The sequence below is a fragment of the Paenibacillus sp. G2S3 genome (genome assembly GCF_030123105.1).
Taxonomy (GTDB): domain Bacteria; phylum Bacillota; class Bacilli; order Paenibacillales; family Paenibacillaceae; genus Paenibacillus_AQ.
Genome location: NZ_CP126095.1, coordinates 5,441,196 through 5,465,239 on the forward strand (window position 1 = coordinate 5,441,196; position 24,044 = coordinate 5,465,239).

Below are 24,044 nucleotides of genomic sequence, written 5' to 3' on the forward strand. Positions count from 1 at the left end.
CTATGAAAATCTCAATCTATAGCCAAATCGGTAGAATTATAAGGAGAAATTCCCTATAAACAGCTCTAGAATCATTAAACCCGAAATTACAGGGTGAAATTCCCTTTAATTACTACCAACATTTAGCTGCACGACATACATCATTTAGTTGCACGACTTTTAAAGCGTTTCGCACACGTTGTCGGACTCAGCAGACGCTATACTCACTAATCACCCTTAATTTGAACACTTTCGGACTCCAGAGACGCTATTCGCTCAAAAATGACCAAAACCACTACTCTACACTAGTAATAACGCCTTTCCGGTCCAATAGTAACCTCAAAAGCCCCAAAATCCACGAATAGCGTCACTTGAATCCGAATACATACGCTAACGCATGAATATGAAAGCGATCGAAGGATGGAAAGAGGGACGGAGAGACTAGGTTACTCAAATACAAAAAAGAGCAGTCCCCACAATCAGGACTGCTCTTTAACAAGTTATAATTCCCAGTACAATTCGATCTTGCTTGCAAGATACGCTAACTGATATGCTCTCCAACGCTTTCAGATGCAGCGAACAAGAAACCGCCGTCTGCCTCCAGCATGACTGCCCGTCCCCGGCGCACCAGCTCCGCCAAATGCGCCAGAGTCTCACTCATCGCAAAGCGCATCTGGTGAACGGTGGTTACTCGGCTGCGAAACAGGAATTCGCACACCGCGAATCCGCTCAGCGGCCCGCTGGTGAGCAGGGCCGCCGCTGTATCCAGCCGCTCCTCATGATGAGCGAGCAGGCTGTTTACCCGGTGCGCGAAGCCAGCGAAGGGCTCGCGATGCCCCGGGAACGCCATGCTGACCGAATAGCTGCCCAGTTCCCGCAGCCCCTGAAGGAATGTCTGCAGCGGCTGTGGATCGCTGCCTGGTAACAGACTGACATTAGGCGAAATCTGCGGGAGCACAGCGTCCCCACAGATCATATGCCCGCTGCCAGCATGATACAGGCTCACATGCCCCGGTGCATGTCCGCCGGTAATAATGAGCTGCCATTCACGGCCGCCCATCTTGAAGGGCTCCGCCACATTCAAATAAGACACGACAGGCTGCGGCTCCACTTGGGAATTAAAGCTTTCCAAGTGGGCTTTAATCCCGTTCGACCACTGCTCCGTCATCCCATGCCGGATGAAATAATCCGGTAAGATCTCATTTATGCCTACATCATTGTCTACGCCATTTCCCGTATCTATTCCAGTATCTATTCCCGTATCTTCATCCATGTCATTCCCCAGATCTTCACCAGTGCCCAAGCCCCACATCAACCTGGCCTCCGCATGGGCGCGCTCCGTCATCCACACCTTACAACCACTCAGCGACTGCAGCCAACCGGCTAATCCGTAATGATCGGGATGGTGATGCGTAACGACAATATCCCGTATATCCATCCACGACAAGTCCAGCTCCTGCAGAATCCCGAGCCAGCAATTCTCTGTATCCGGGCTGCGCGGGCCCGGATCGATAATAGTCACTCTCCCATCTTCGTCCGAAAGAATATAGCTGTTCACTTGACGAAGAGGCGAGTCCATGGGTACCGAGACTTGGAGAATGTTCTTGTCCCATGAAGTAATCTCTGCCTTAGACATAGAGCGTTCACCACCTTTGAATCTTTTTCCAGATACCATTTAGGGACGTGTTCCACTAAAGATCATCCGCGTGGACCTTTCTGTATCATAAACCTCATCTTCATAGCTGCCATGTACAGCTTCGAGCTGCAAGCCCGCTTTCTCAATCATTTCCTTGAACTCCTCCAGTGAATAAAGCTTCACACGCTCATGATATTGACGAGGCGTAGGGTCATTCTTAGTGGTTAGAATGATGTCCTTCTTCACATAACCATCCTCAATCCGGCGTGACTCATCTATCAAATTCTCTCCGTCCTCACGCGTAGAATGCGGCACCAGATGACGAATGACATACGCAGGATTCAAAAAATCAATAACGAACTTACCACCCGGCTTCAGCAGACGATAAATTTCACGCAGAACCTTCACTTGCTCCTCATCTTTTTCAAAATAACCAAAAGAAGTGAACAGATTAACTACGGCATCGAATCCTCCATCTAGTGGTAAATCACGCATGTCGGAACGAATCCAGGTTACCTTCTCCGCCCCGATTTGAGATCGAGCTTCACGCAGCAATACCTCCGACAAATCTACTCCGGTAACCTCGTATCCTTCCTCCGCAAGTGCCAGAGAATGACGTCCCATCCCACAACATAAATCCAGCACTTTTGAACCTGGAGGCAGTCTCAGCCAGGCGATCATCCGATCTACTTCTTTACGAGCGCCACCGAAATCCCGGTGCTTATATACGATCAGATAATCCTCTCCGAAGCTCTTTTCATACCATTCAGTCATGTTGTCTCTCCTCCTACAGGCGTCATCCTACAACTCACTTCATGTATGCTAATGTAACGCCATTGTACAGTCTTTTGCTGACAAACTCAAAGAAGAGTCATCATCGTGACCTCTCGGGCTTTAATGACAACTCTTATTGAAGCTTCCTTTACACACGCTGCTGTAAATAGACTCTTGCCTCATAAGGACGAAGCTTGAGTGAACGGATATCCTCATCTTTGGACACTGTATAATTACTGATTAATAGCTCCAGCTGATCTGGTTCTGAATCGAACCCCGCTGGCCATTCGAATTCAGGCTCTCCATCAAAAAAATTCAAAATAACCAACAATCGCTGATCCTCTAAAGTTCGGATATACGCATAAATCTCAGTATGCTCTGCAAGCAGTAGCTCATACGATCCGTACACGATCACCTTGTATTTTTTTCTTAACGCAATCAGCTGTTTATAGTAATGATAAATGGAATCCGGATCTTTAACCGCATTGCCAGCGTTGATCTCCATATGGTTGGAGTTCACTTCAATCCAGGGAGTCCCTGTTGTAAAGCCACCTGCATGTCCATCGTCCCATTGCATGGGGGTACGGGCATTATCCCGGCTTTTATGATGAATCGCAGACATAATCTGCTCTTCTGGAACGCCATTTTTCCGCTTCTCTTCATAATAATTAAGTGTCTCCACATCCCGGTATTCATCAATGGAATCGAAACAGACATTCGTCATGCCGATTTCTTCTCCTTGGTAAATGTAAGGTGTGCCTTCCAGCATATGAATGAAGGTCGCTAGCATTTTGGCCGATGGAATCCGGTAAAAGAGATCGTTCCCGAACCGAGACACTGCGCGCGGCTGGTCATGATTACATAAATAGTTCGCATTCCAGCCTTTGTCATGGAGTACCGTCTGCCAGTTACTCATGATCTTTTTCAGCTCAAGTAGACTCCAGGGAACCACATCCCATTTTCCACTACCCGGCGAAGCGGCATCGAGAAACATATGCTCAAACTGAAAAGTCATATTTAACTCCCGGCGTCCGTCCCCAACATAATCCAGTGCCTGCTCTGGTCCGAGCCCCGAGGTCTCACCTACCGTCATAATATCGTAGAAATATAGGACCTTATCATATAGATTCTGGAGCAAGGTATGCACATCTGCCAGATTGGAAAACATCCCATAGGCCCTTACAGTAGGTGTTCTGTTCGGGTTGTCTGCATCTGGATACCCTTTCGTCTTCACGATATGGGCAATTGCATCAAAACGAAATCCATCCACACCCTTCTTCAGCCACCACTCCACCATTTCATGCAGCTTATCAATGACCACCGGATTCTCCCAGTTCAGATCGGGCTGGTATTTGGAGTAGAGATGCAGATAATATTCATCCGTCCGCGGATCAAGCTCCCATACCGAGCCACTGAAGTAAGACTCCCAGTTGTTCGGAGGGCCGCCATTTTTACCTTTTCGCCAAATATAATAGTCCCGTTTAGGATTGTCCTTCGACGACCTGGATTCTACAAACCAAGGATGCTCATGTGACGTGTGGTTTAGCACCAAATCCATCATCAGCTTCATTCCACGTGCGTGCAACTCCCTCAGCAAATGGTCAAAATCATCCATCGTGCCGAATTCCTTCATAATGTCACAGTAATCACTGATATCATACCCGTTATCATGGTTAGGTGATTTATAAATAGGACAGACCCAAATCACATCTACACCTAGGTCCTGTAAATAATCCAGTCTGGATATAATGCCACGTAAGTCTCCGATTCCATCTCCGTTGCTGTCCATGAAGCTGATCGGATAAATCTGATACACGACGCTTTCTTTCCACCATTTGGGGTTCATAACTCGGTTACCTCCTATTTAGCTATATGTAGAGTTTAACCACACAGAGCCTAGTAGATAACAATTCCCCCCTACTTCCCTAATCCCTTTTGATATTGTGAAGGTGTAAGTCCCGTCCATTTTTTAAAAGTAGCACTGAAGTGGCGCTCTTCACCGTACCCTACCAATTTGGCAACGGCGTACATCTTTAGATTTTGACGGAGCAGCTTCTTCGCTTCTTCTACCCGGTATTGATGCAAGTAATCAAGAAAATTCACACCAAGCTCCTGACGGAATAGTGAACTTAAATAAGTATTAGAAACATAGGCTTCCTTCGCAACATACTCTAGTGTCAGATTGGTATTGTATTTATTGCGAATGATCTCCATGGCAGTGACTACTGTGCGATGCAGCGGACGATGGTTGGAGAAAGCCTCCACTACATTCTGCATGACCTTATTCAAAATCGTAGACAATTCTTCCAACGTCTCTATCTGTGGAGCCTGCTCCATCCAATTGACCAAATGCTGCTTCCATTCGAAGCCAGCGACTTGTTTTTCCTGCGCGAGTCTCTTTAATCGAACTACAAAAGCAGTTGCCCGAATATTCACTTCTTGCTTAAGACATCCCGGATTGCTACGAAAACGATCCAGCCATTTCTCGAGCAGATCGAGTGCGAGCTCATTGCTCCCCGCACCCACCGCCACAAGCATTTCATCCTCCAGCACATTTAATTCAGAATCATCTAAAATCCCTATTTCCTGTGGAGCGCCACCTATAATTCCCGTTCCTTCTGTATAGTAATAGACACCACCTTTACCGTTCAAAAATCGCGATTCCATCGCCTGAAGGGCTTCTTTATACGACAGATGCGCTTCAGAAATATCCGAACGACAGGAGCCAACGGCAATACTGATGGACAGCTTAAGGTATTTCTCCAAATTACTCTGCAGCTTCTCAATCTGCTCTTTCAATTGGAGGGGTGCTCGGTAAGGCTTGCGAGAATCCGTTCCGGCTAAGCCGCTGCCGATCCAGAGCAGGTTATTTCCATCATGAAAAGTCTCTATTTTTCCTCTATAGATAGGAGACAAGGTCTCACTGATAATATTTAACGCTGCGTAACGTAGAAGTACAAAATCCTGTCCTGTTCCTGTAGCGGAGGGTGGATCAAAATCAAAGCTGACCAGACCAATCTGCGGCCCTTCAAAGCCAATCGCCATAGATAACTCTCCGATCAGCTCCTGTCGCCGTTCTAGCGGGACTGGTGGATGATAAATCCATTGAGACAGAACCTGGCTTTTGACAAGCGGTGCATTTTTATGCCAGGAACGATCTCTTTTAAGCTGTTCATCCTCCTGATTTCGTTGTCTTTCAATAAGTTCCTTGGCCTTCAGTACCGTCTTCAGAATTTCCTCAGGTCGGCATGGCTTCAGCACATAATCAACAACACCCAGGGAAATTGCTTGCTTCGCATAAGAGAACTCGTTATACCCCGATAAAATAATCGACCGAAAGCCGTAACCTCTACGCCGTGCGACTTCAATCAGCTCGAGACCACCCATTTGTGGCATACGAATATCCGTTAACAAAAGATCGGGCTGTTCATTCTCCATCAAAGCCAGCGCTTCACTTCCGTTCCCCGCCTCACCCATGACCTCAATCTGATGTGACTTCCAATCAATCATATTCACAATGCCCTCACGGATCGTATCTTCGTCTTCAGCAATCAGCAGCTTCATCATTTATGGCCCCTCCACAGTGATATGAATTATAATACGTGTGCCTGCCCCTTCCACACTCTCTAGTTGTAAAGAGGCTCCCGCAAAAAATAAGGCCAGCCGTTCCTGCACATTCATGAGCGCAAAGCCTGTACGTCCAACATTGTCTTCCTCAGGTAAAGAATTTCCCCTTGCTAAACGTTGATGTAGCTCTAGCAGTCTATCTGCCGTGATCCCTACACCATTATCCTGTACCTCAAGCACTATAGTCTTCTCTATACGGTAAGCTCGAACGGATATCAGTCCACTTCCAGACAGCGGCTCAATCCCGTGAATCACTGCGTTCTCGGCTAGTGGCTGCAGCAGCAGCTTCGGAACTGTGAAATCCTTGATACTCTCATCCAGAGAAATTTCGAATTCAAAACGCTCCTTGAAGCGATTTTTCTGCAGGAACAAGTAATTGGTCACCAGCTCCACTTCTTGCTCCAAAGTAAATGTATCACGTCCATCATTTAAGCTCAGTCGGAACACTTGAGAGAGAGAATACACCATATCGGCAATTTCTTTATCTCCCTTCTTCTCAGCTTCCCAACAGATTGTATTTAACGTGTTATATAAAAAGTGAGGCCTGATTTGGGCTTGAAGCGTTTTCAACTCTGCTTCCTGTTGCTTCATTCTTGAGGCGTATACATCATTGATGAGCGATTTAATCCGCTGCACCATTAGATTATAACCATGCCCGAGTAAGCCGATCTCGTCATTTCCTTCAAAAAATACCCGCTGCGTGAAATCACCTGTCTGCAGTCTGCGCATCGAACGGGAAAGCTTCTTCAGTGGTTTCGTGATAGCGGCAGCTGCCAGCCAGGTAACCATTAGGCTAACTACTAAACACAGAACAGCAATCGTCATCGTGACCTGTAAAATCTGACCGAGCTCTTTAACAAGCTGCCGCTTGGAATGAGCCACCACCACATACCAGCCTGTCGTCTCCGACTGCAGATGCGACACAATCCACTGTTTATGATCCGCTGTAGATTCCAGCCTTTTTTTCACAGTCAGCTTAGGATCACTATCCGCAAAATACGGAAGTTCCAGATCTCTTTTGCCAATCCAGCTCGGATTCGAAGCCGTAATAATCAGCCCATCCCGATCAATCACGAACATATCCACATCATCTTCAGCATTGTCGAGATATTGGCTCCCTATCTTCCCTGCATCCACACCGATCACAGCGAGTCCTGCCGGCTTTAAGGTGTAAATATTCTTGATGATTCTGGAAAGTACAATCTTATGATAATGATCGCCTACAAAAATGCCGTCAGTCGGCCTGGAGAGTCCAAAGGTTGGGCTACCTGCTGCTTTAATAGCTTCTTTATAATACGAGGTTTTGATAAAATCTGAGTACTTCATACCTGTCGTCAATCCTGCCTGATTCGCAGCAAAAGGCTCTGCTCCATTGTTATCATCTAAAGAATACAGAATCAGAGATTGAATAGAATTGCCTGCAACCATAAGATTGGTAACGGTCTTAAATACAGAATTACGTTCCTTTTGTGCTTCAGATGATGCTAAGAGCCGCTGCACACTTTCATCCAGAAAGAGTGTATTCGAAAAAGATATCATGCCTCGCACCATCTCATCGATCTGTTCTGCTGTTTTTTTGGTCAGATGATCCTGCGACTGTTTCATTTTCTCCACAACCTGCTGCGAAGAGATCTGATACGAGTTCCAGCCCATAGCGAATATGGTCACCAGAAGTAGGGGAACGAACCATAATAACAGCTTAAATTGGAGCGGAAGATGGCGATAACGGCTGACTAAGCGAAAGTTTCGATTCATGAGAACCACCTTCATATATAATAGAAAGATGTGTAAACCAAGTATAACTGAAATCATTACACCCTGAACTGGCTTTTTACATTCGCTAAAAAATGCCTACATCATTCTTAAATATGGACCATGTTTCTATTAGCTAGAAACTCTTAAGATGAGGATGCAAGAAGAAACGACGTTATCGTCTTCCTTGATGGTTAACAATCGTTACTTCAAAATACTTCATTCTAAAAAAGGTGGGTTTTTGATGAAAAGTAAAGGAATCAAGCTAATGCTTATGAGTCTAATGCTTCCAGCTCTGCTTGCAGGCTGCGGTGGCGGAAATAACAATGCGAAAGCTACAAACGCTCCTGCGAATGACAAAGCCGAAGCTACTGCCGAGGCAACAGCAAACGCACCAGCCGAAAAAATTACGCTGAAGTTCTTCACCGCACTTGCGGATCGGGCAAACGGTTCCGGCAAGGTGGAGCAAGACATTATCGACGCTTATATGAAAGAGCACCCTAACGTCAAGATAGAAGTGGAAGCGCTTCAAGATGAACCTTATAAATCAAAAATCAAAGTATATGCTTCCAGCAATCAAATGCCTGATATCATTCAAGCTTGGGGCCAGCCTTCTTTCCTGAGTCCTCTGCTCGATAATGACTTACTGCTTGAACTGAACAGCGCTGACTTCGAAGGTGATCAGTTTGTTTCTGGTTCTATGGACGGCTTCAGCAAAGATGGCAAGCTGTATGGATTGCCACGTAGCGCTGACTATATGGTTATGTTCTATAACAAGAAAATCTTTGCTGACAACGGCATCGAGATTCCAAAGACTACCGCTGACCTGCTCGCAGCTGTCAAAACATTGCGTGCCAACAAGATTAACCCAATCGCTATGAACGGTATGGATGCATGGACGCTGCCAATCTGGTATGAGTTTGTGGCTCAACGTCAAAATGGTGATTTTAATAAGATGGATGAAGCTGTTGCTCGTAAAATATCCTTTAATGATCCTAGCCTTGTTGCAGCTGCTACTGAAATGCAAGATTTCGCTAATGCCAAAGGCTTTGCTGACGGCTGGCTGACCGCCGATTACGGCGCAGCGCGTAACTTGTTCGGACAAGGACAAGCCGCTATGTTCTTTATGGGTGCTTGGGAGTCTGGCCTAGCTACAGATGTGAACTTCTCTGAAGAATTCCGCAATAATGTAGGCGCATTCGCTTTCCCTGGTTCAGATAAAGGTAAATCAACGGATGATGCTGCTTGGTACGGTGGTGGATATGCTGTAAGTAAGAACTCCAAGCATCCTGAAGCTGCTGTTGATTTCTTGAAGTATTTCTTCGCTCCTGAGAACTGGTCCAAGATGTTATGGCAAGCTGGCGCGGGTACACCTGCGCAAAAATTCGATGAATTCTTAACTGGTAATGAAACTCAACTCCAAAAAGAACTAGTAGATGTCTTCAGCTCGATGACCTCTTCCAGTGGAACTCCACTGCAGGATATTGGTAACGACGAGTTTAAGCAAAAGGTAATGGAGGCTCACCAAAGCCTGCTCTCCGGCGCTATGAATACAGCGGAATTCGCCAAAGCGCTTGACGCTGCGTCCGATAAATTGGCTGGTAAATAAGCTCTAATACTACTAAGAACATGAATCTTGACGCTTCTGAATTAGCATCATAAATAGTAGCGTACAAACCCCCGACTCCCCCCAGAGGCCGGGGGTTTGTTGTTCGAGCATAATCGCCTTTGGCGTCAGAGAATTTATTATTTCATAATTTAAAAAATGTGTACAATCATCTGAAATATACGGCATGTTCCACGGTCTAGCTTCCCGTTACGATGGTAGTAGATAGATTACTCTTTCAAAGGACGGAGATTTCCATGCACAGAGTGTTAAGCGACAAAAAAGCGATATTTCTACTCATCGCACCCGGGCTATTCCTGTTTGCTTTTATGATTTGCATCCCTATCTTCATGAGCGCTTATTATGGCTCTACAGACTGGGGCGGAATCGGCAAGTACAATTTTATCGGCTTGGATAACTATCGCGAAATTCTATTTCATGACAAAGTATTCTGGACCTCGCTGGGCAATGCCCTGTTACTAACCGCTGCCACTGTATTCTTACAGCATCCCTTTGCTATTCTCATAGGGATATTCCTGACCAATTCCGGTAAATACGAAAAAATATTCCGGACGATCTTTTTTATCCCCGCGGTAATTTCTGTTGTGGTTACAGCCAAGCTGTGGAGCGGGATTTTTCATCCCAATTACGGATTGCTCAACAAGTTGCTAAGTGGCGTTGGGCTGGATTCACTCACACATGATTGGCTTGGAGATCCGAAGACAGCGATCTGGTGCATCATCATTGTTGTAATGTGGCAAGGTTTTGGATACGCACTGCTGCTATATTATTCAGGTCTGCAAGGCATTCCAAGTGATTTAAGCGAAGCCGCAAAGATCGATGGCGCGAACAACTATACCCTCTACACGCGCATCATCATACCGCTTCTTTCGCCTATGATGCGAGTTGCCATTATCATCGCGGTTACAACCTGTCTTAAGCAAATGGAAACCGTGTTCTTAATGACCAACGGTGGCCCGGCTAATAGCACGCAATTCTTAGGAAACTACCTTTACAAAACCGCCTTCTCATCGTCGCTATACGGCTACGGTAATGCCATATCCATCCTATTCATTGTGTTCTGCCTTGTACTGACCGTAATACTCAACAAGGTTCTGAAGAAAGATATCGGAGAGTTTTAGAATCCCTGTAACCGGAGGAAATCATATGAATAATTCATTAGCACCTGCCACTTCGCCCCCCAATCTGAAGCTTCACAAACAGAAGCGCAGTAAACCTACAACTGGCAAAATCCTAATGATGGTTTTTCTTTGTCTCATCGCTTTAATACAGTTATTTCCGCTCATCTGGCTGATCGATTACTCCCTGCTAAAGAGTGGTGATTTCTTCGGAAGCTCTTTTCTGAAATGGCCATCCCCCCCGCAATGGGAGAATTATAGAAACGCTTTTACCTATGGGCGTGTACCACGCTATTTTGCCAACAGTCTTATCATTACTGTAATTACCGTTGCGCTGTCCGCACTAGTGTCACTGATGATGGGGTATGCGTTCACCCGTATGAAATGGAAGCTAAGTGGTATTGTGTTGTCACTTATCATGATGGGCATGATCATTCCCATTCACGCGACACTGCTGCCGAACTTTATCTTGTTTAACAAGCTCGGAATGCTGAACAATATGTACACACTGATTCTGCCTTATTCGGCTATTGTCATCCCAATGAGTGTGCTCATCATGACTGGATTTCTAGAGACCATCCCTCGTGCGATTGAAGAGTCGGCGGTTATCGATGGCTGCGGCATTTACGGTGTGATCTTCCGCATCATCTTCCCTATTACGAAACCCGCACTAGCTACCATCTGTGTACTCAATTTCATCAGCACCTGGAATGAATTTATTATGGCGAACACCTTCCTCACCTCGGAGGATCTCAAAACCATTCCGTTCTCCATTATGAAATTCGCCGGAGAATATTCGTCCAACTACGGCGCTCAGTTCGCTGTTATGACGATCATTGCCATCCCAACCATCCTAATCTATCTGCTCTTCACAGAACAGATGACTAAGGGAATTACCGCTGGGGCGGTAAAGGGCTAACACAAAATGGAATGGAGAACTCTAGCTTTATCCCTCCAACATTTTATTGACATTAACTTTCAACTCGTATATGATCTCCTTAGGCAAAATCACAACGAATTAAATCAAAAATTTAATATATCCCGTAAAGGGGAGTAGCTGTTAAATAAAGTCGTCAATACGAGAATATGAGGATATTCTCCGGCTTTATTGGCAATTCAACATTGTTAGCGAGACCTTTACCAATCAGGTTAGACCTTTATTCCAAAGGCTAATCTGTTTGGTAAAGGTCTTTTTTATATAAAAATGGTTAAAATGGTATAGTAAGTATCTTTTAGTAGATATTTGCATTAGAAAAGGGAGGACAACAGTAATGGATTGGGGATTAGTATTAGAATATGGCTGGGTATTACTCGTTCTTGTAGCACTTGAAGGACTACTAGCCGCAGATAACGCACTGGTATTGGCAATTATGGTTAAGCACCTTCCTGATGAGGAAAGAAAAAAAGCACTATTTTACGGATTAGCCGGAGCCTTCGTGTTCCGTTTCGGTTCACTATTTGTCATCTCTTACCTGGTTGATATCTGGCAAGTACAAGCCATCGGCGCGATTTATTTATTGTTTATCGCAGGGAACCATATCTTCCGAAAGCTATTGTTCAAGAAGCCAGTTACGGATGAAGCAGCTGAAAGCGGTACTGGAGCTGCAGTCACCAAAAAGAAATCCAGCTTTTGGTTTACTGTCTTTAAAGTAGAAGTTGCTGACATCGCCTTCGCGGTCGATTCCATTCTTGCAGCAGTTGCCCTCGCGGTTGCTCTTCCTGCAAGTGGACTTCCGAAAATCGGTGGACTTGACGGCGGTCAATTCCTCGTCATCTTTGCCGGTGGATTTATCGGACTGGTTATTATGCGTTTCGCAGCTACCTTCTTCGTTAAGCTGCTCCACACCCGTCCAGGTCTTGAAATTGCAGCCTTCTTCATCGTAGGTTGGGTCGGCGTTAAGCTAGCAGTTATTACCTTGGCACACCCTTCACTTGGTGTTCTTTCCGAAGATTTCGCACATAGCACTTGGTGGAAGCTCACCTTCTATGTTGTGCTCGTACTCATCGCTGCAATTGGTTGGTTTATGAGCAGCAAGGTTGAAGAGAACGCTGGAGAGAATCCAATTAAAGAAGTAGATAAACAACTTCATTAATCCTATTTGAATCACAAAACAAATAACCCGATAGATGCACCTTTAAGGTGTTCGTCTTTCGGGTTATTTCTTTTATCCCCTATTCTGCTCCCGATATTCCTGTGGTGTGCAGCCGACGAAAGAGAAGTGTAGAAGCGTTTAACTGCATTTTATACATCTATAATTCTTCAAATCCCTCCAGCAATGGATATAATTGTATTTGGTACATCAAACTTTTAGTTGCAAAGAATGCAGTTATCTCACGAACTCCAGCAAGTTTCGGCGCTAAAGGAAAGGGGGTACCGGAAAGCTGCAAGTCTATCTAGTAGCGATGTTCTCAGCCAGCCATTCGCAAACTAAAAACACCAGGCAGTAATCCTCCAATAACCGGAGAATTGCTGCCTGGTTGTCTTTTTAACCCTTTAAATATTCTTATTGACCAATGATCTGATCGGTCTTTCCTTGCAGTTCCACTAGCTTCATAATCACCGTAGCCGCCAGTGCTTTCGTTACCGTCTGCTGCGGATTAAACTTGCCGTTGTCATCCTTTAGGATTCCCAATTTCACAACAAGAGCCACTGCACCCTTATTGTTTATAGATGCACTATCACTGAACTGACTTACCGTTACATCTTTATCAAGATAGGCTGTGAGTTTGTTGTATTTCAAAAAATTAGCCAGCTGAACAGCAAGCTGTTCCCGGGTTAACTTACTATCAATTTGCAGGCTTTGATCCTTGTTGATCCACTTACGATCTGCTGCATAAGAAACAGCATCATAATATGAATTCTCAGGCTTCACACCTGCCACAGTTTTCCGTTCATTATTATTATAATAATTGCTGAAATTCGGATTAGAAGCCTTGACAAGATAGGTTAACCAATCGCCAACCGTTATTTCTTGATCCGGGTTCACTTTACCATCGGCATCCGGAGTAATCACATGGTATTTTACTAATTCTGATAAGGGTTGTTCCGCTGCATGGCCTTTGATATCCGTTGCGGATATTTGAGCGTCTTGCTGACCGAGGTAGTCATAGACCGCAACCCATTTACCAGTGGCTGCATCTAAAACCTGATATAATCCATTAGATTCATCAAAAGTTGTATCATATACCAGCTTCACCTTTGGCGTGGCATAGCTATTATAACTATAGTATCCACCAACCTGAGTGTATCTTAGCTTAGTCTGATATTTAGGTTTATAACTTTCGAGCGCTTCCTTCTTGGAAATTGTAGCCTCCGGCGATAGTGTAATTTCATCGATACCGTCTATCCGATTCCCCATGTAAGAAATCAGTCTGCCGTAAAGATCCAAGCTTACCGTAAGGTTACTGTCACTCACAGGAATCCCTTTATGATATCTAATAAACTGATATCTAAATCCTGATCCGTCTGAAGTCACGCTTGAGTTATCTCCATATTCTAAAAGCTTTAGCTTCTGGCTCGCCTGAGGATACAGGCTATTAATTATACTAAGTACTTTAGTCTTAGCTTCAGCCTCACTAAGCTTCTTCCCTCCAGCAGGAGCCGGCTCTTCCTTCTTCTTATCCTGAGTAGCACCATAGGTTTGAATCTGGTACTGTAATATTTCACCGGTCTTTGCATCGATCTCAGCAGAGGATTGTTCTGGAAAGCCAGCACCAATGTAACGTTCATTTCCACTAGCACTACCCCAATATAACTGCCAGATCTTCCGATTCGTATCCTGATAGTCATTTCTTAAGCTTTGAGAGATCAATTTACGATCTGCTGGAATATACGCAACCTTCTTTACAAGCTGTTCCGCTTCTTTTGCAGTAAGCTCTGTAGCTGAAGTTCTTGCTTGAAAGACATCCTTACCCTTTGCTACATCTGAATACACGACTGGGGTAGATACGTATTCTTTTCCTTCATAATCTATTCTCTTGCCCGTCAATGCATCGATAGGATATAGAGACTGATCCACTGGACGCCAGCCTAGAATCCAGTTGTTAGGTTTTCCGTTCTTATAAATAGGAGTGTAAAAAAGGCTTACATCAAACTGTTCCGCAAATTGCTTCTGTGCTTGCTCCAAGGTAATCTTGGGCTGTGCAGACGGATACTCAAGCCCTTGAGAAGACTTAGAGAATTGAATTACATTGCCGTTGCCATCCACAGCTATGTTAATGTTATCCAATCCAGAAGGAAGACCATTCTTCATGACACTGAAGTAATAGCTGTATTGAACAGGACCGAATAAAGAGGTGGAAAAATAATTATAACCAGCATTCTCATTTAATTGCAGATCACTGCTTTTAACCGATGATGCAGCCTTAGCCACAAAAGCCTTGGCGATCTCCAGTGCCTGAGTCTGCGATACTTTCGGTGGATAATAGGATTCGTTATTCTCACGTGGGTATGAAATATACGTACTGATGATATCTCCATTAATCGCATCTATCTCACTGCTAAAGCCATATCCCATATTCCCCTCTTGAATCTGCCACTGAATATTCCAGATCATTTGATTTGCTGGAGAGGGGTAGCTTTGGTTAGATCCCAGTTGAACATTGTTTACCGTTGCATCCTTTAGGGATGGGAATAGTTCTCTTAGCTTCGCAACCGCTTGCTCCTGTGTGAATTTCACTTTTGTAAGATCTGCCTCGGAGTTCGTTGTAGTCACCGGTGCTTGTGCGCTAACCTGTGTTACCGTAGTGTTGCTACTAACAGATGTAGTATCGGCTGCGGCCAAGCTTGGAGGTAACAATAATGCGATGGCGACAGAAGTAATCAATACCGTTTTAGCTGTCTGATGAACAAAGTGAGTGTTATTGCTTTTCAAAAGAATTCATCCTCCTCTAACACGTGATTCATAACATTATACAGATAATTACTTATATTTTCCATATTTAATTAACGACAGGAAATTACAAGGTTTATGTAATGCACACTATATAAGCTATAATGGTAGGCAGCTACAGCTTCAACTCATCTATGAAAGGGGGCCATTCACATTACTGATTGGAACCTTCAGCCGCTTATAGACGGTATTACTGGCCTAGAAATTCGCAGTTGTCTAATCATTCAACATGGAAAACCTATACTGGAGCATTATCGCGAGCCAGAAATCGCTAAGGAGCTAGGTAAAATTAACTCATGCACCAAAAGCGTGCTCGCCGCCTTAGTTAGCATAGCCATAGATAAACAAATGGTTCCACCACCTGATACACCCATTTCTCTATTTTTCCCTTCATTAAAAGAGGATCAAGATCCACGAAAAAGAGAGATCACTATCCGTCACTTATTAACGATGACCGCAGGCTTTAACTGGACGGAGTTTGGGGGGCAGAATTCCTTTCCGACCATGACCAGAACCGCAGACTGGATAAAGTTTGTGCTCGCCCAGCCGCTATCTCATACGCCAGGCACTGAGATGAACTATAACTCCGGTTGCTCTCAGCTATTATCCGCTATCCTACGTGAATGTTCTGGACAAGATGTTGCAGCATTTGCCGAAGATCAGCTATTTCAGCCGCTTGGCATCGAAAGCTACCGCTGGGATAGTGATCCGCAAGGCATTCATACTGGTGGTTTTGGCCTTTACATGAAGCCAGAAGATATGCTGAAATTCGGTCTCCTTTATTTGCAAGAGGGGCGCTGGAAGGATCAGCAGCTTATCCTTTCAGATACAGTACAGAAGTCCACTCACCCTTATGTTGCAGCCACGCTACCACAGAAGGGCTTCTATGGCTGGCACTGGTGGGTATCCTCATTTAATACAGGTACAGAGCAGCAGCCGAATGAGATCCCTTATTATTTTGCGCTTGGCTTCATGGGCCAGCATATTATTGTGGTTCCATCCTACGGGCTGGTAGTAGTCATCACTGCGGATAAATACAAAAAAGGCTCACCAGCTAATGTATTCGGTCGATTTATTGTGCCAGCGCTTCTAGGGCAGTAAGAAGAGGGAGGCTCAAGAGAGCTATCGGACACAAGGGACTCTATTTCTACGATATGCCTTCATTTGAGGGGCTTGCGGACTCCATAGCCTTTATTCCCTTAAAAAAGGCCGGTTCCGAGCCAATTTATAAAGAATAACGCCTCTCGGGTCCGCAACCAACGCCAAAAGACAATATATTCGCAAATAGCGCCTTCTGAGTCCGGAGCATTTCCCATTAGCTGTAGCTCTTCATGCAGAATTAAAAAACCAGCAAGTCTCCACCCGGGAGGCTTGCTGGTTTTTAGTAAATAGAGTTACTCTCCGGCAATACCAGAGCGTTCCACGCTTTCGACGAAATGACGTTGTACGAACAAGTACAGAATCAGAATCGGCAAAATCGTTAGGATACACGCCGCCATGACCTGATTCAGTCCGGTTGGAGCCATCCCAATAGAACCTGAAGTCATTTGCGACATGGTCTCAGCCGCCTGATTATTCGAACCGTAGAACATCGCTAATCGTTGCGACAGATTATAGAAATCCGGCGTCGTTAAATAAGTATTCGGTTCAAAGCTATCGTTCCAGTGCCATACAACAGAGAATAAGAATACAATCAGCATAGCTGGCTTAGCGATAGGGAACATGATTTTCCAGTACGTTCTAAATGCGCCTGCGCCGTCGATACGTGCTGCTTCCTCCAACACTTTAGGCATTCCGCGATAGAACTGAATAAAGATCAGAACGAATAATGCCCCCTTCAATCCGTGACCAAACATAGAAGGGACCACAAATGGCAGATGTGTATTGATCCAGCCCAAATCACTAAAGAACAAATACAATGGGACAACAATCGTCTGCGGTGGAACTAGAAAAGTAAACAACAGTAGAATGAAACATACCCCGTAGCCTGGAAACCGGTATCTGGCAAAACCATAACCGATTAAGGAACAGCTCAAAATTTGCAGAACTGCACTCCCAAAAGAAATAATCGCACTATTCGCGAAGCCCGCCCAAAATTTAAGCGAATCCCATGCCAGAATATAGTTTCCAAAACTAAACTGTTTCGGAAGCCATTGCACCGTAGCATCGGCGACGTCAGTCACTTGCATCATCGATTTCGACACCATGTATAACAAGGGGTACAGGAAGACAAACGTTAAGCTGAGAATGACCAAGTAATAAAAAGCGATATTCAGCACCTGAAGCGAGCGTTTTACGACTCTGTCCAGCTTGCCGCTTGCCTTCAAGCGAGTGGACAGATGTTCCATGTTCGTTGTCCGAACCTGTTTTACGGATTCCTTCAACATCTTCTACTTCCTCCCTTCGGTGGCACCGAGCGACTTGCTGAACAGCAGGAAGACCAAGCCCAGAACCAAGAAAATAAACACAAAATAAATCCACCCCATCGCTGAGCCATACCCAAAATCATTATTTTTAAAGACGACATTTAAAATATGACTCATGATTTGATTGTCCGCCTTCGTGAATGAACTGACGATACTGAACAATGTGTTTACGAGCATCATCGGCATAATCATCGGAAAGGTGATTTTCCAAAAGCTTTCCCAAGCCGTTGCTCCGTCACATTTGGCCGCTTCATAGAGCGAAACAGAAATCGTCTGTAACCCCGCTAGAAAAATCAGAATTTGCACGCCGGAATCCCACATCACCAGCGTTAAAGATTCTGCATATTTCAGCAAAGACTTCAGAATGTCGCCGGGGATAAAGTTATGAAGCTTATCGTATAAATCCTGATTATAAAAAATCGGTAAATTTGCAGCACCCTGATCCATCAATTTCCCCAGAATTGCACCTGAAGCAATGATGACGGGTAAAAAGAACACGCCGCGGAAAAAGGTTTTTCCAATCAATCCACGATTCAGCAAAATCGCGCAGAACAGTGAAAAGATAAGAATTAATGGAACCTGAGTCACCGTCGACACCATCGTCGACTTGAGCAAAGGCAAGAAATTAACATCTGTAGTAAAAGCAGCGCGATAATGCTCCATCCCGACAAAAGTGGCCAGCAAGCCACCCTTACTCACTTGGAGATCCTGAAAGGAGTAATACAAGGAACGGCCCAGCGGAACAGCCATAAACACCAGAAATCCGACCAGCCACAGGCCGATGAAGGAATATCCTTCAACGAAATAACGCGCTCGCATCGATAACTTTGATTTTTTCACTTCCTCATCCTCCTGTTACCGCATAGCTGTATGCCTCGACGCTCTGACCTGACACGTCGACGGACTGCTCATTATAGTTCACTATAATGCTCACACCGTTTGCATAAGTCGTCCGAAAGACCTTACTTTGCAGCTGCTCATGATTCGTCATTTGCTGGTTGCGAATGCTGTCATAGACCTCTTTCAGTTCGAGATAATTCTGCACGGAAGACGCCAGCCAGTTCTCAACACTGGAGCTGAACAGCGTATCAGCCATGGTTCTCTGAAGATCGCTAGTGGGAGCATAAGTTAATTCATAACTTGGAAGGGCTCCATATTCCAGCGCCCGTAATGTTTGATTACTGGAATCATCGTACAGATTGACAGGGCTTGCTGTATAAGGCACTAAGCCGTGTAACACCAGCTGGTAGAACGGAATTGCCCGATCCGTATAAACAAATTGGCTGGAATCGAGTGGCGCCTCATCAATCCGGTTCACATGTCCGAGTGTATAGGCAAACCCATAATCCACTGCCGTGTTAAGCTCGCTATTGCGGAAGGTATCCAATGCATTAACATAAGTATCTTCTGTAAGCTGGCGGTCCGTATTGGATTTGTTATCCTCATCGGAATATAACAAGCTTCCAAAGTGTTCAAATTGAACGCCCTTAATCCCTAATTCCTGAAACTTACTCAGCTCAGCATTACTGCGTTTTGCGATCACACTCGGTTTCATCAAATAGAAATAATCATCCGTATTCCACCGTGTGGAGAGATAGTAGACGTATTGCTTCAAGACTTCCCGATTGATTCCCCGCACAGCATCTCTACTTGCCTTCACACTATTGCTATCTTGGTAAGGCTTCACGTAATTAGCCTTCAAATAGAGATTTACACCTTTACCTGAAGCATATTCCTGAAGTTCTTTCAGCCCCTTGCTGCCCCCAAGCTTCTTCTCAACCGGAAATTGTTCTGGTTGGTTGCCGTATAGACCATTCTTGGACCATCCCTCGATCGTAATCTCAAGCTGAGCAACACCCTCGGCCTGATACTGATCAATCATGGTCTTGATTTGTTTAAACGTAGTTGCTTCAATGAAGGTTGAACCGATGACTTCATCACGAGAAATCCCACCTAGCACTTGAAGATATAGTGGCGTATTCTCAAGAACCACTTCTTTAATCTTCTTTTCTTCCATTAAGTAATTACGGTATTCCTTCGCCATGCCAACGTAATTGGCGTCCTCTCCTTGGAGTAGAACATAACGTACGCTACGATCGGTTTTGATCATCTCACCCTGATAGTAAGGAATTTGTCCAGAATTCCCGACAAAAATAACATCATCCTTGCGCAGGGTAAATTCGCTTGATGCTCTATAAAGCGAAATTGCGCGAATGCCTGAAGGAACACCGTTGATTTTTGCGTCGGTATCTCCCTTAGTGACAATGGCTAAATATCCGGTGTCTCCCTGATAGATGCCAAACACTGGCAATGCGATAGCTTTCTTAAGCGGCGCCGCTTTTTGCCAAGAGTTATCCGTAATTTCATGATTTTGTTTCACGAAGGTTTCGTCCCCGCCGTAAATGTACTCAGAATAACCTTTCAAATAAGCGGGATGATCTTTACGAAAGTCCAGCAATGCTCCCGAACCATCTGGAAGCATCATTGCGCCATCCGCATCTTCTCTAGCAGCATGAAAAAATGGCAAGACCTCAAGGCTTGTGAACTTCGCGCTCCCCTCTTCCTTCAAGTACTCCTGTGGAATGGAAGTTTCAAATCCGTTAGCAGTCAGTCTGTACTCCAGAGCAAAGGACAGCTTCAGACTTTCAAAAGAGAATACAGCACGAACAACATCTGGCTCAATGGCTACAGAGACAGAAGAATCCTCATCTTTAAGGGGATAGATTTGGGTAATGTCTGCCCCTTGTGTATATCTCGCATAAATCGGTGCGGTCGTATATTTCTTAATATTAGGCATGGCCGTGCGCTCCAGCTGTGGAGATCCAAGCCATTCCTTGTTTGTGATTTTGTCAGTGATGCGAAGATTTCCCGATTTCTCATCCACATACAATATATAGCGGTCGTTCTCCAACGCTTTCGTTCCAGGCGTGACCGGCTGCAGCTCAGCCTTCTGAACAGGTGCTGCTACAGTGGCTGGAGTCCGCTCTGCAGCTGGGGCTGTAGCCTCTACTACTTGCACCGCTGTGTCCTGCACTTCAACTGGTTCATTCGACGACGCCGCTGTTTCCTCTTGTGCAGCCTCTTTGCCTTCTTCAGTCTGAACAGACTGCGCAGCGGTGGACGGATCGGCGGAACTGTGTAGGGGTTGAACATTTATAACTGCGAACAGCATCATCACAACAATACAGAGAATGCCCCGCACTTTCATATTTTTTATCATCGTGTTACCTTTCCCTCCTTACGCGCGCAATCTCAACTCTTTGAGCAGAACGATAATAAATGAAACAAATTGATTGGAAATACCAAACAGCAAGATGCCTACGAACCAGATAATGGCGATTCCTATTACACTGATTATGGTTATAAAAATAACCTTGCGAATCTCAAAATCATGTAGGATTTTCACTTTCATCAAAATCAACCAAGCGACCCATAGGATCACAAACTTATGCAGCAGATTGAAGGTTGAAGCTTCATCCAGTGAAAGGACCAACGTAAGCAGCGTAACTGGAATAATAAAGAGCATGTAAGGCACCAGCGCAAAGGCACTGCCCACAAAAATCTCCTTGAACTTCCCCTCACCGTCCATGATTGTACTGACACCCCAGTTCGAGACACACCAGGTCAACCAAGGAACGATAAGCCAAATGAACTCATGAAACATAGAGATTTCATGCGGTTCTCTAGTCTGGAATGCATACCCCGTAATCAGAATAGAGATCATTCGTGCCACAAAAGTCAGCAGAACGATTGCAATTCCCTGTATCCAAAGGATCCGTTGCTTTCCCTGAATGTCGTTATAGAACTGATAAGGATGAACTACAACCTGATGAATCATTCGCAAGGTGTTCATCCAATTTCCCCCTTTGCCGGGTCCAATACAGCCTGGTTACCTTTATACAGCCAGGAATGGAATCTCCGGTATAATCTCGGCGCACTCCAGAACAGTAACAAGAACAGCCCGATTCCGCCGGCAAAGAAATAAGTAAAGTGCTCCCGGATATACAATTTGCGGTATTCGCGGAAAGCGGATGAATAATCAGCTTTGGAATTTGAAAGCTTGAAATAGCTCATAGATTCCTTATATTGCTCTGCTTTATAGAGCGCTTTTCCGATAGCCTGATATGCCATGTCATAGTTGGCGTTTAACCGCAGCACCTCTTGCCATAAGGATTGCGCATCATCATAGCTGCCATCTACGTATAGCAGGGACGCCTTATGAACCAAATCTGCAAATGGCGTGGTCCGAAAGCGATCGATTCTGCCCCGTCCTTTATCCACCACATAGATCATTCCATCAGAGGTTTGATCTACAGCCGATGGGGTCACGAATAGTCCGTTCTGATCCCCGATCCCGCCGAAGCTGAATAACAAATTTCCCAGCTTGTCATATTGGAAGACTTTACTGGACTGCAAATCCAGCGCGGTTATAAATCCATTTTCATCGATACTGATCCCCATAAAGGAGGCCATACTGAACGGACCGTCAGAGTAATAATCGCCGTACCAGCGTTGACCGATGTTAAGCGTATCTACGCCTACCGGAGATAATCGCTTGATCTGGTTGTACTCTTCACCCAAGGTTGTACTGTAGATAAATCCTTCTTCATCCAAATCCACGTTGGAGAATTCAGAAGGCTTAACCGTCGCCAGCTGGTTCTGCTGCTCTTTGGTGGCCACCAGCTTAATTAAGAGTCGTGTCCAAGAGAAGCCCACATGGTTCGCTCCATAGAAGCCTTTGAACTTACCGCCAGAATCAATCTGCAGCAAACCCTGCGTGTTGCCATCGCTCACCACGTACATATAATCCCGTTTATCTACGACTAGCTTAGAAGGAGAATAAGAGAAATTAGCACCTAGCAGTGGACTGTCGGGCTTCAGAAACTCTTTGACGAACTTGCCTTTTTTATCAAAAATAGCAATACGAGCATTTTTCGTATCTGCTACATACACGGTTCCATCGTCCTTAACAAAAATCCCCTTCGGCTCCTGCAGCTTCCCGCTGCCCTCCGTATCGCCGATCAGATTTAGCAGACGACCATCCTTATCCATATGAACAATACGGCTGTTCCCCGTGTCCACCACATAGATTGAATCGTCATTGCTTATAAACAGCGATTCCGGATTTTTGAAGGACCCGGTATCTGATCCCGTTGGATCGATAGAAGAATCGTAGAGGTAACCATTAATCGAACGGACCTCATTGCCGGACTGATTCCACGTATATCCCTCATATGGAGCTTCACCAGCTAGCACCTGCCCCGGAAGAAGCAGCACTGGCAGAGTCAGCGTCATCAGTAATCCTGTCAGCAGCATTTTTTTCACATTACGTCCTATCATCATGACTCCCCCTATTCCTTCAGCCCCGAATGGGCCATTGTTTGAAGCACCATTCGCTGCGTTAATATAAAGACAAGAATAGTCGGGAGAATCATCAAGAAGCTCGCTGCCGCCAGCGTACCTACCCTAGCTACAACCCCGGCACCACCGCTAATGGTCTGGATGGCAAGAGGTAACGTCTTCATTTCTTGAACTGTCGTATAAACCATTGAAGGGTACGGATCGTTCCAAGCAGAAATGAAGCTAAATAAGGCAAAAGTCGAAATCGCCGGCTTAAGCATCGGTATCACCACAACCCAGAATACCTTCCATTCAGAAGCGCCATCTATGCGGGCCGCCTCTAGTAAAGCATCTGGAAGCTGCCGCAGGAACTGGGTCATAAGGAACATTCCCATTGGCGCAGCCAGATAAGGTAGGATCATTGCAAAATAAGAATTCATTAATCCGCTGCGACTAATCAGCAGATATTGTGGAATTTGCAATACCAATGGCGAGAACATTAGCGCCGCCACGATCATATTAAAGATAGCGCTTTTAAATGGCATATTATGCTTGGCAAGCGGATAAGCCGCCATCGCCGAAATTAAGACACCACCGACCACAATCCCCGATGTAACGATCACACTATTAAAGATAAACCGTGAGAACGGCACCGCCGATGTTCCGGTAATTAACAGCAAATCACGAAAGTTCACCAACGTCGGATTCACTACGAAGAACCGCGGCGGGAACAGGAACAATTCACTAGTTGGCTTTAAAGCGGTCACTGCCATATAGACAAGTGGCAGCAGCATAATTAAGCCAAACACCGTTAAGAACAGATATAAAAAGATGCCTCCATAATCAATACGCCGTAAATTTAATTTGTGCATC

At 45.1% G+C, this 24,044-nt stretch carries 17 protein-coding genes; 5 read left to right on the plus strand and 12 right to left on the minus strand.

Annotated features, from left to right (window positions below):
* Window positions 1-520: 520 nt before the first annotated feature.
* The 5 genes from QNH28_RS23925 to QNH28_RS23945 all read right to left on the minus strand — a co-directional run bounded on the left by QNH28_RS23925 (window position 521) and on the right by QNH28_RS23945 (window position 7,771).
* Window positions 521-1,615 (minus strand): MBL fold metallo-hydrolase, encoded by a 1,095-nt coding sequence (locus QNH28_RS23925; RefSeq protein WP_283908828.1) that lies wholly within the window; start codon window positions 1,613-1,615, stop codon window positions 521-523.
* Window positions 1,616-1,654: 39 nt separating this feature from the next.
* Entirely contained in the window at window positions 1,655-2,389 is a 735-nt protein-coding gene (locus tag QNH28_RS23930) for a class I SAM-dependent methyltransferase (protein WP_283908829.1), read from the minus strand.
* 148 nt (window positions 2,390-2,537) lie between these two features.
* Window positions 2,538-4,235 (minus strand): glycoside hydrolase family 13 protein, encoded by a 1,698-nt coding sequence (locus QNH28_RS23935; RefSeq protein WP_283908830.1) that lies wholly within the window; start codon window positions 4,233-4,235, stop codon window positions 2,538-2,540.
* A 71-nt stretch (window positions 4,236-4,306) separates the two neighbouring features.
* Entirely contained in the window at window positions 4,307-5,956 is a 1,650-nt protein-coding gene (locus QNH28_RS23940; RefSeq protein WP_283908831.1) for a response regulator, read from the minus strand.
* Complete coding sequence (locus QNH28_RS23945) at window positions 5,957-7,771, minus strand: sensor histidine kinase (RefSeq protein ID WP_283908832.1); 1,815 nt, start codon at window positions 7,769-7,771, stop codon at window positions 5,957-5,959.
* A 241-nt stretch (window positions 7,772-8,012) separates the two neighbouring features.
* Between QNH28_RS23945 and QNH28_RS23950 the strand changes: the two genes are divergently transcribed.
* From QNH28_RS23950 to QNH28_RS23965, 4 genes are all read left to right on the plus strand, one after another.
* Window positions 8,013-9,377: an ABC transporter substrate-binding protein gene (locus tag QNH28_RS23950; protein WP_283908833.1), complete on the plus strand. Its 1,365-nt coding sequence runs from the start codon at window positions 8,013-8,015 to the stop codon at window positions 9,375-9,377.
* Between the two features lie 254 nt (window positions 9,378-9,631).
* On the plus strand, window positions 9,632-10,516 hold the full coding sequence (locus QNH28_RS23955; RefSeq protein WP_283908834.1) for a carbohydrate ABC transporter permease: 885 nt from the start codon (window positions 9,632-9,634) through the stop codon (window positions 10,514-10,516).
* A gap of 25 nt (window positions 10,517-10,541) precedes the next feature.
* Window positions 10,542-11,432, plus strand: a complete 891-nt coding sequence (locus QNH28_RS23960; RefSeq protein WP_283908835.1) for a carbohydrate ABC transporter permease — start codon at window positions 10,542-10,544, stop codon at window positions 11,430-11,432.
* Window positions 11,433-11,784: 352 nt separating this feature from the next.
* Window positions 11,785-12,606: a TerC family protein gene (locus QNH28_RS23965; protein ID WP_283908836.1), complete on the plus strand. Its 822-nt coding sequence runs from the start codon at window positions 11,785-11,787 to the stop codon at window positions 12,604-12,606.
* A 411-nt stretch (window positions 12,607-13,017) separates the two neighbouring features.
* On the opposite strand, the gene QNH28_RS23970 is transcribed toward QNH28_RS23965, so the two are convergent.
* Window positions 13,018-15,387, minus strand: coding sequence for a YcdB/YcdC domain-containing protein (locus QNH28_RS23970; protein WP_283908837.1), 2,370 nt, complete (start codon window positions 15,385-15,387; stop codon window positions 13,018-13,020).
* A 171-nt stretch (window positions 15,388-15,558) separates the two neighbouring features.
* Between QNH28_RS23970 and QNH28_RS23975 the strand changes: the two genes are divergently transcribed.
* Window positions 15,559-16,506, plus strand: coding sequence for a serine hydrolase domain-containing protein (locus tag QNH28_RS23975; protein WP_283912248.1), 948 nt, complete (start codon window positions 15,559-15,561; stop codon window positions 16,504-16,506).
* A gap of 293 nt (window positions 16,507-16,799) precedes the next feature.
* On the opposite strand, the gene QNH28_RS23980 is transcribed toward QNH28_RS23975, so the two are convergent.
* The 6 genes from QNH28_RS23980 to QNH28_RS24005 are packed head-to-tail and all read right to left on the minus strand — an operon-like array spanning window position 16,800 to window position 24,043.
* Window positions 16,800-17,792 carry a carbohydrate ABC transporter permease gene (locus QNH28_RS23980; protein WP_283908838.1) on the minus strand — a complete coding sequence of 331 codons (993 nt, stop codon included), beginning with the start codon at window positions 17,790-17,792 and terminating at the stop codon, window positions 16,800-16,802.
* A 3-nt stretch (window positions 17,793-17,795) separates the two neighbouring features.
* The gene (locus QNH28_RS23985) at window positions 17,796-18,671 is read right to left on the minus strand and encodes a carbohydrate ABC transporter permease (RefSeq protein ID WP_283908839.1); all 876 of its coding nucleotides are present in this window, start codon (window positions 18,669-18,671) and stop codon (window positions 17,796-17,798) included.
* A gap of 4 nt (window positions 18,672-18,675) precedes the next feature.
* Window positions 18,676-21,051 carry a DUF5696 domain-containing protein gene (locus QNH28_RS23990; RefSeq protein ID WP_283908840.1) on the minus strand — a complete coding sequence of 792 codons (2,376 nt, stop codon included), beginning with the start codon at window positions 21,049-21,051 and terminating at the stop codon, window positions 18,676-18,678.
* Between the two features lie 18 nt (window positions 21,052-21,069).
* Window positions 21,070-21,684: a YIP1 family protein gene (locus tag QNH28_RS23995; RefSeq protein WP_283908841.1), complete on the minus strand. Its 615-nt coding sequence runs from the start codon at window positions 21,682-21,684 to the stop codon at window positions 21,070-21,072.
* Window positions 21,681-23,174, minus strand: coding sequence for an NHL repeat-containing protein (locus QNH28_RS24000; protein ID WP_283908842.1), 1,494 nt, complete (start codon window positions 23,172-23,174; stop codon window positions 21,681-21,683). The genes QNH28_RS23995 and QNH28_RS24000 overlap by 4 nt, the downstream gene beginning before the upstream one ends.
* An 8-nt stretch (window positions 23,175-23,182) precedes the next feature.
* Complete coding sequence (locus QNH28_RS24005) at window positions 23,183-24,043, minus strand: carbohydrate ABC transporter permease (RefSeq protein WP_283908843.1); 861 nt, start codon at window positions 24,041-24,043, stop codon at window positions 23,183-23,185.
* Between the last annotated feature and the right edge of the window lies 1 nt (window position 24,044).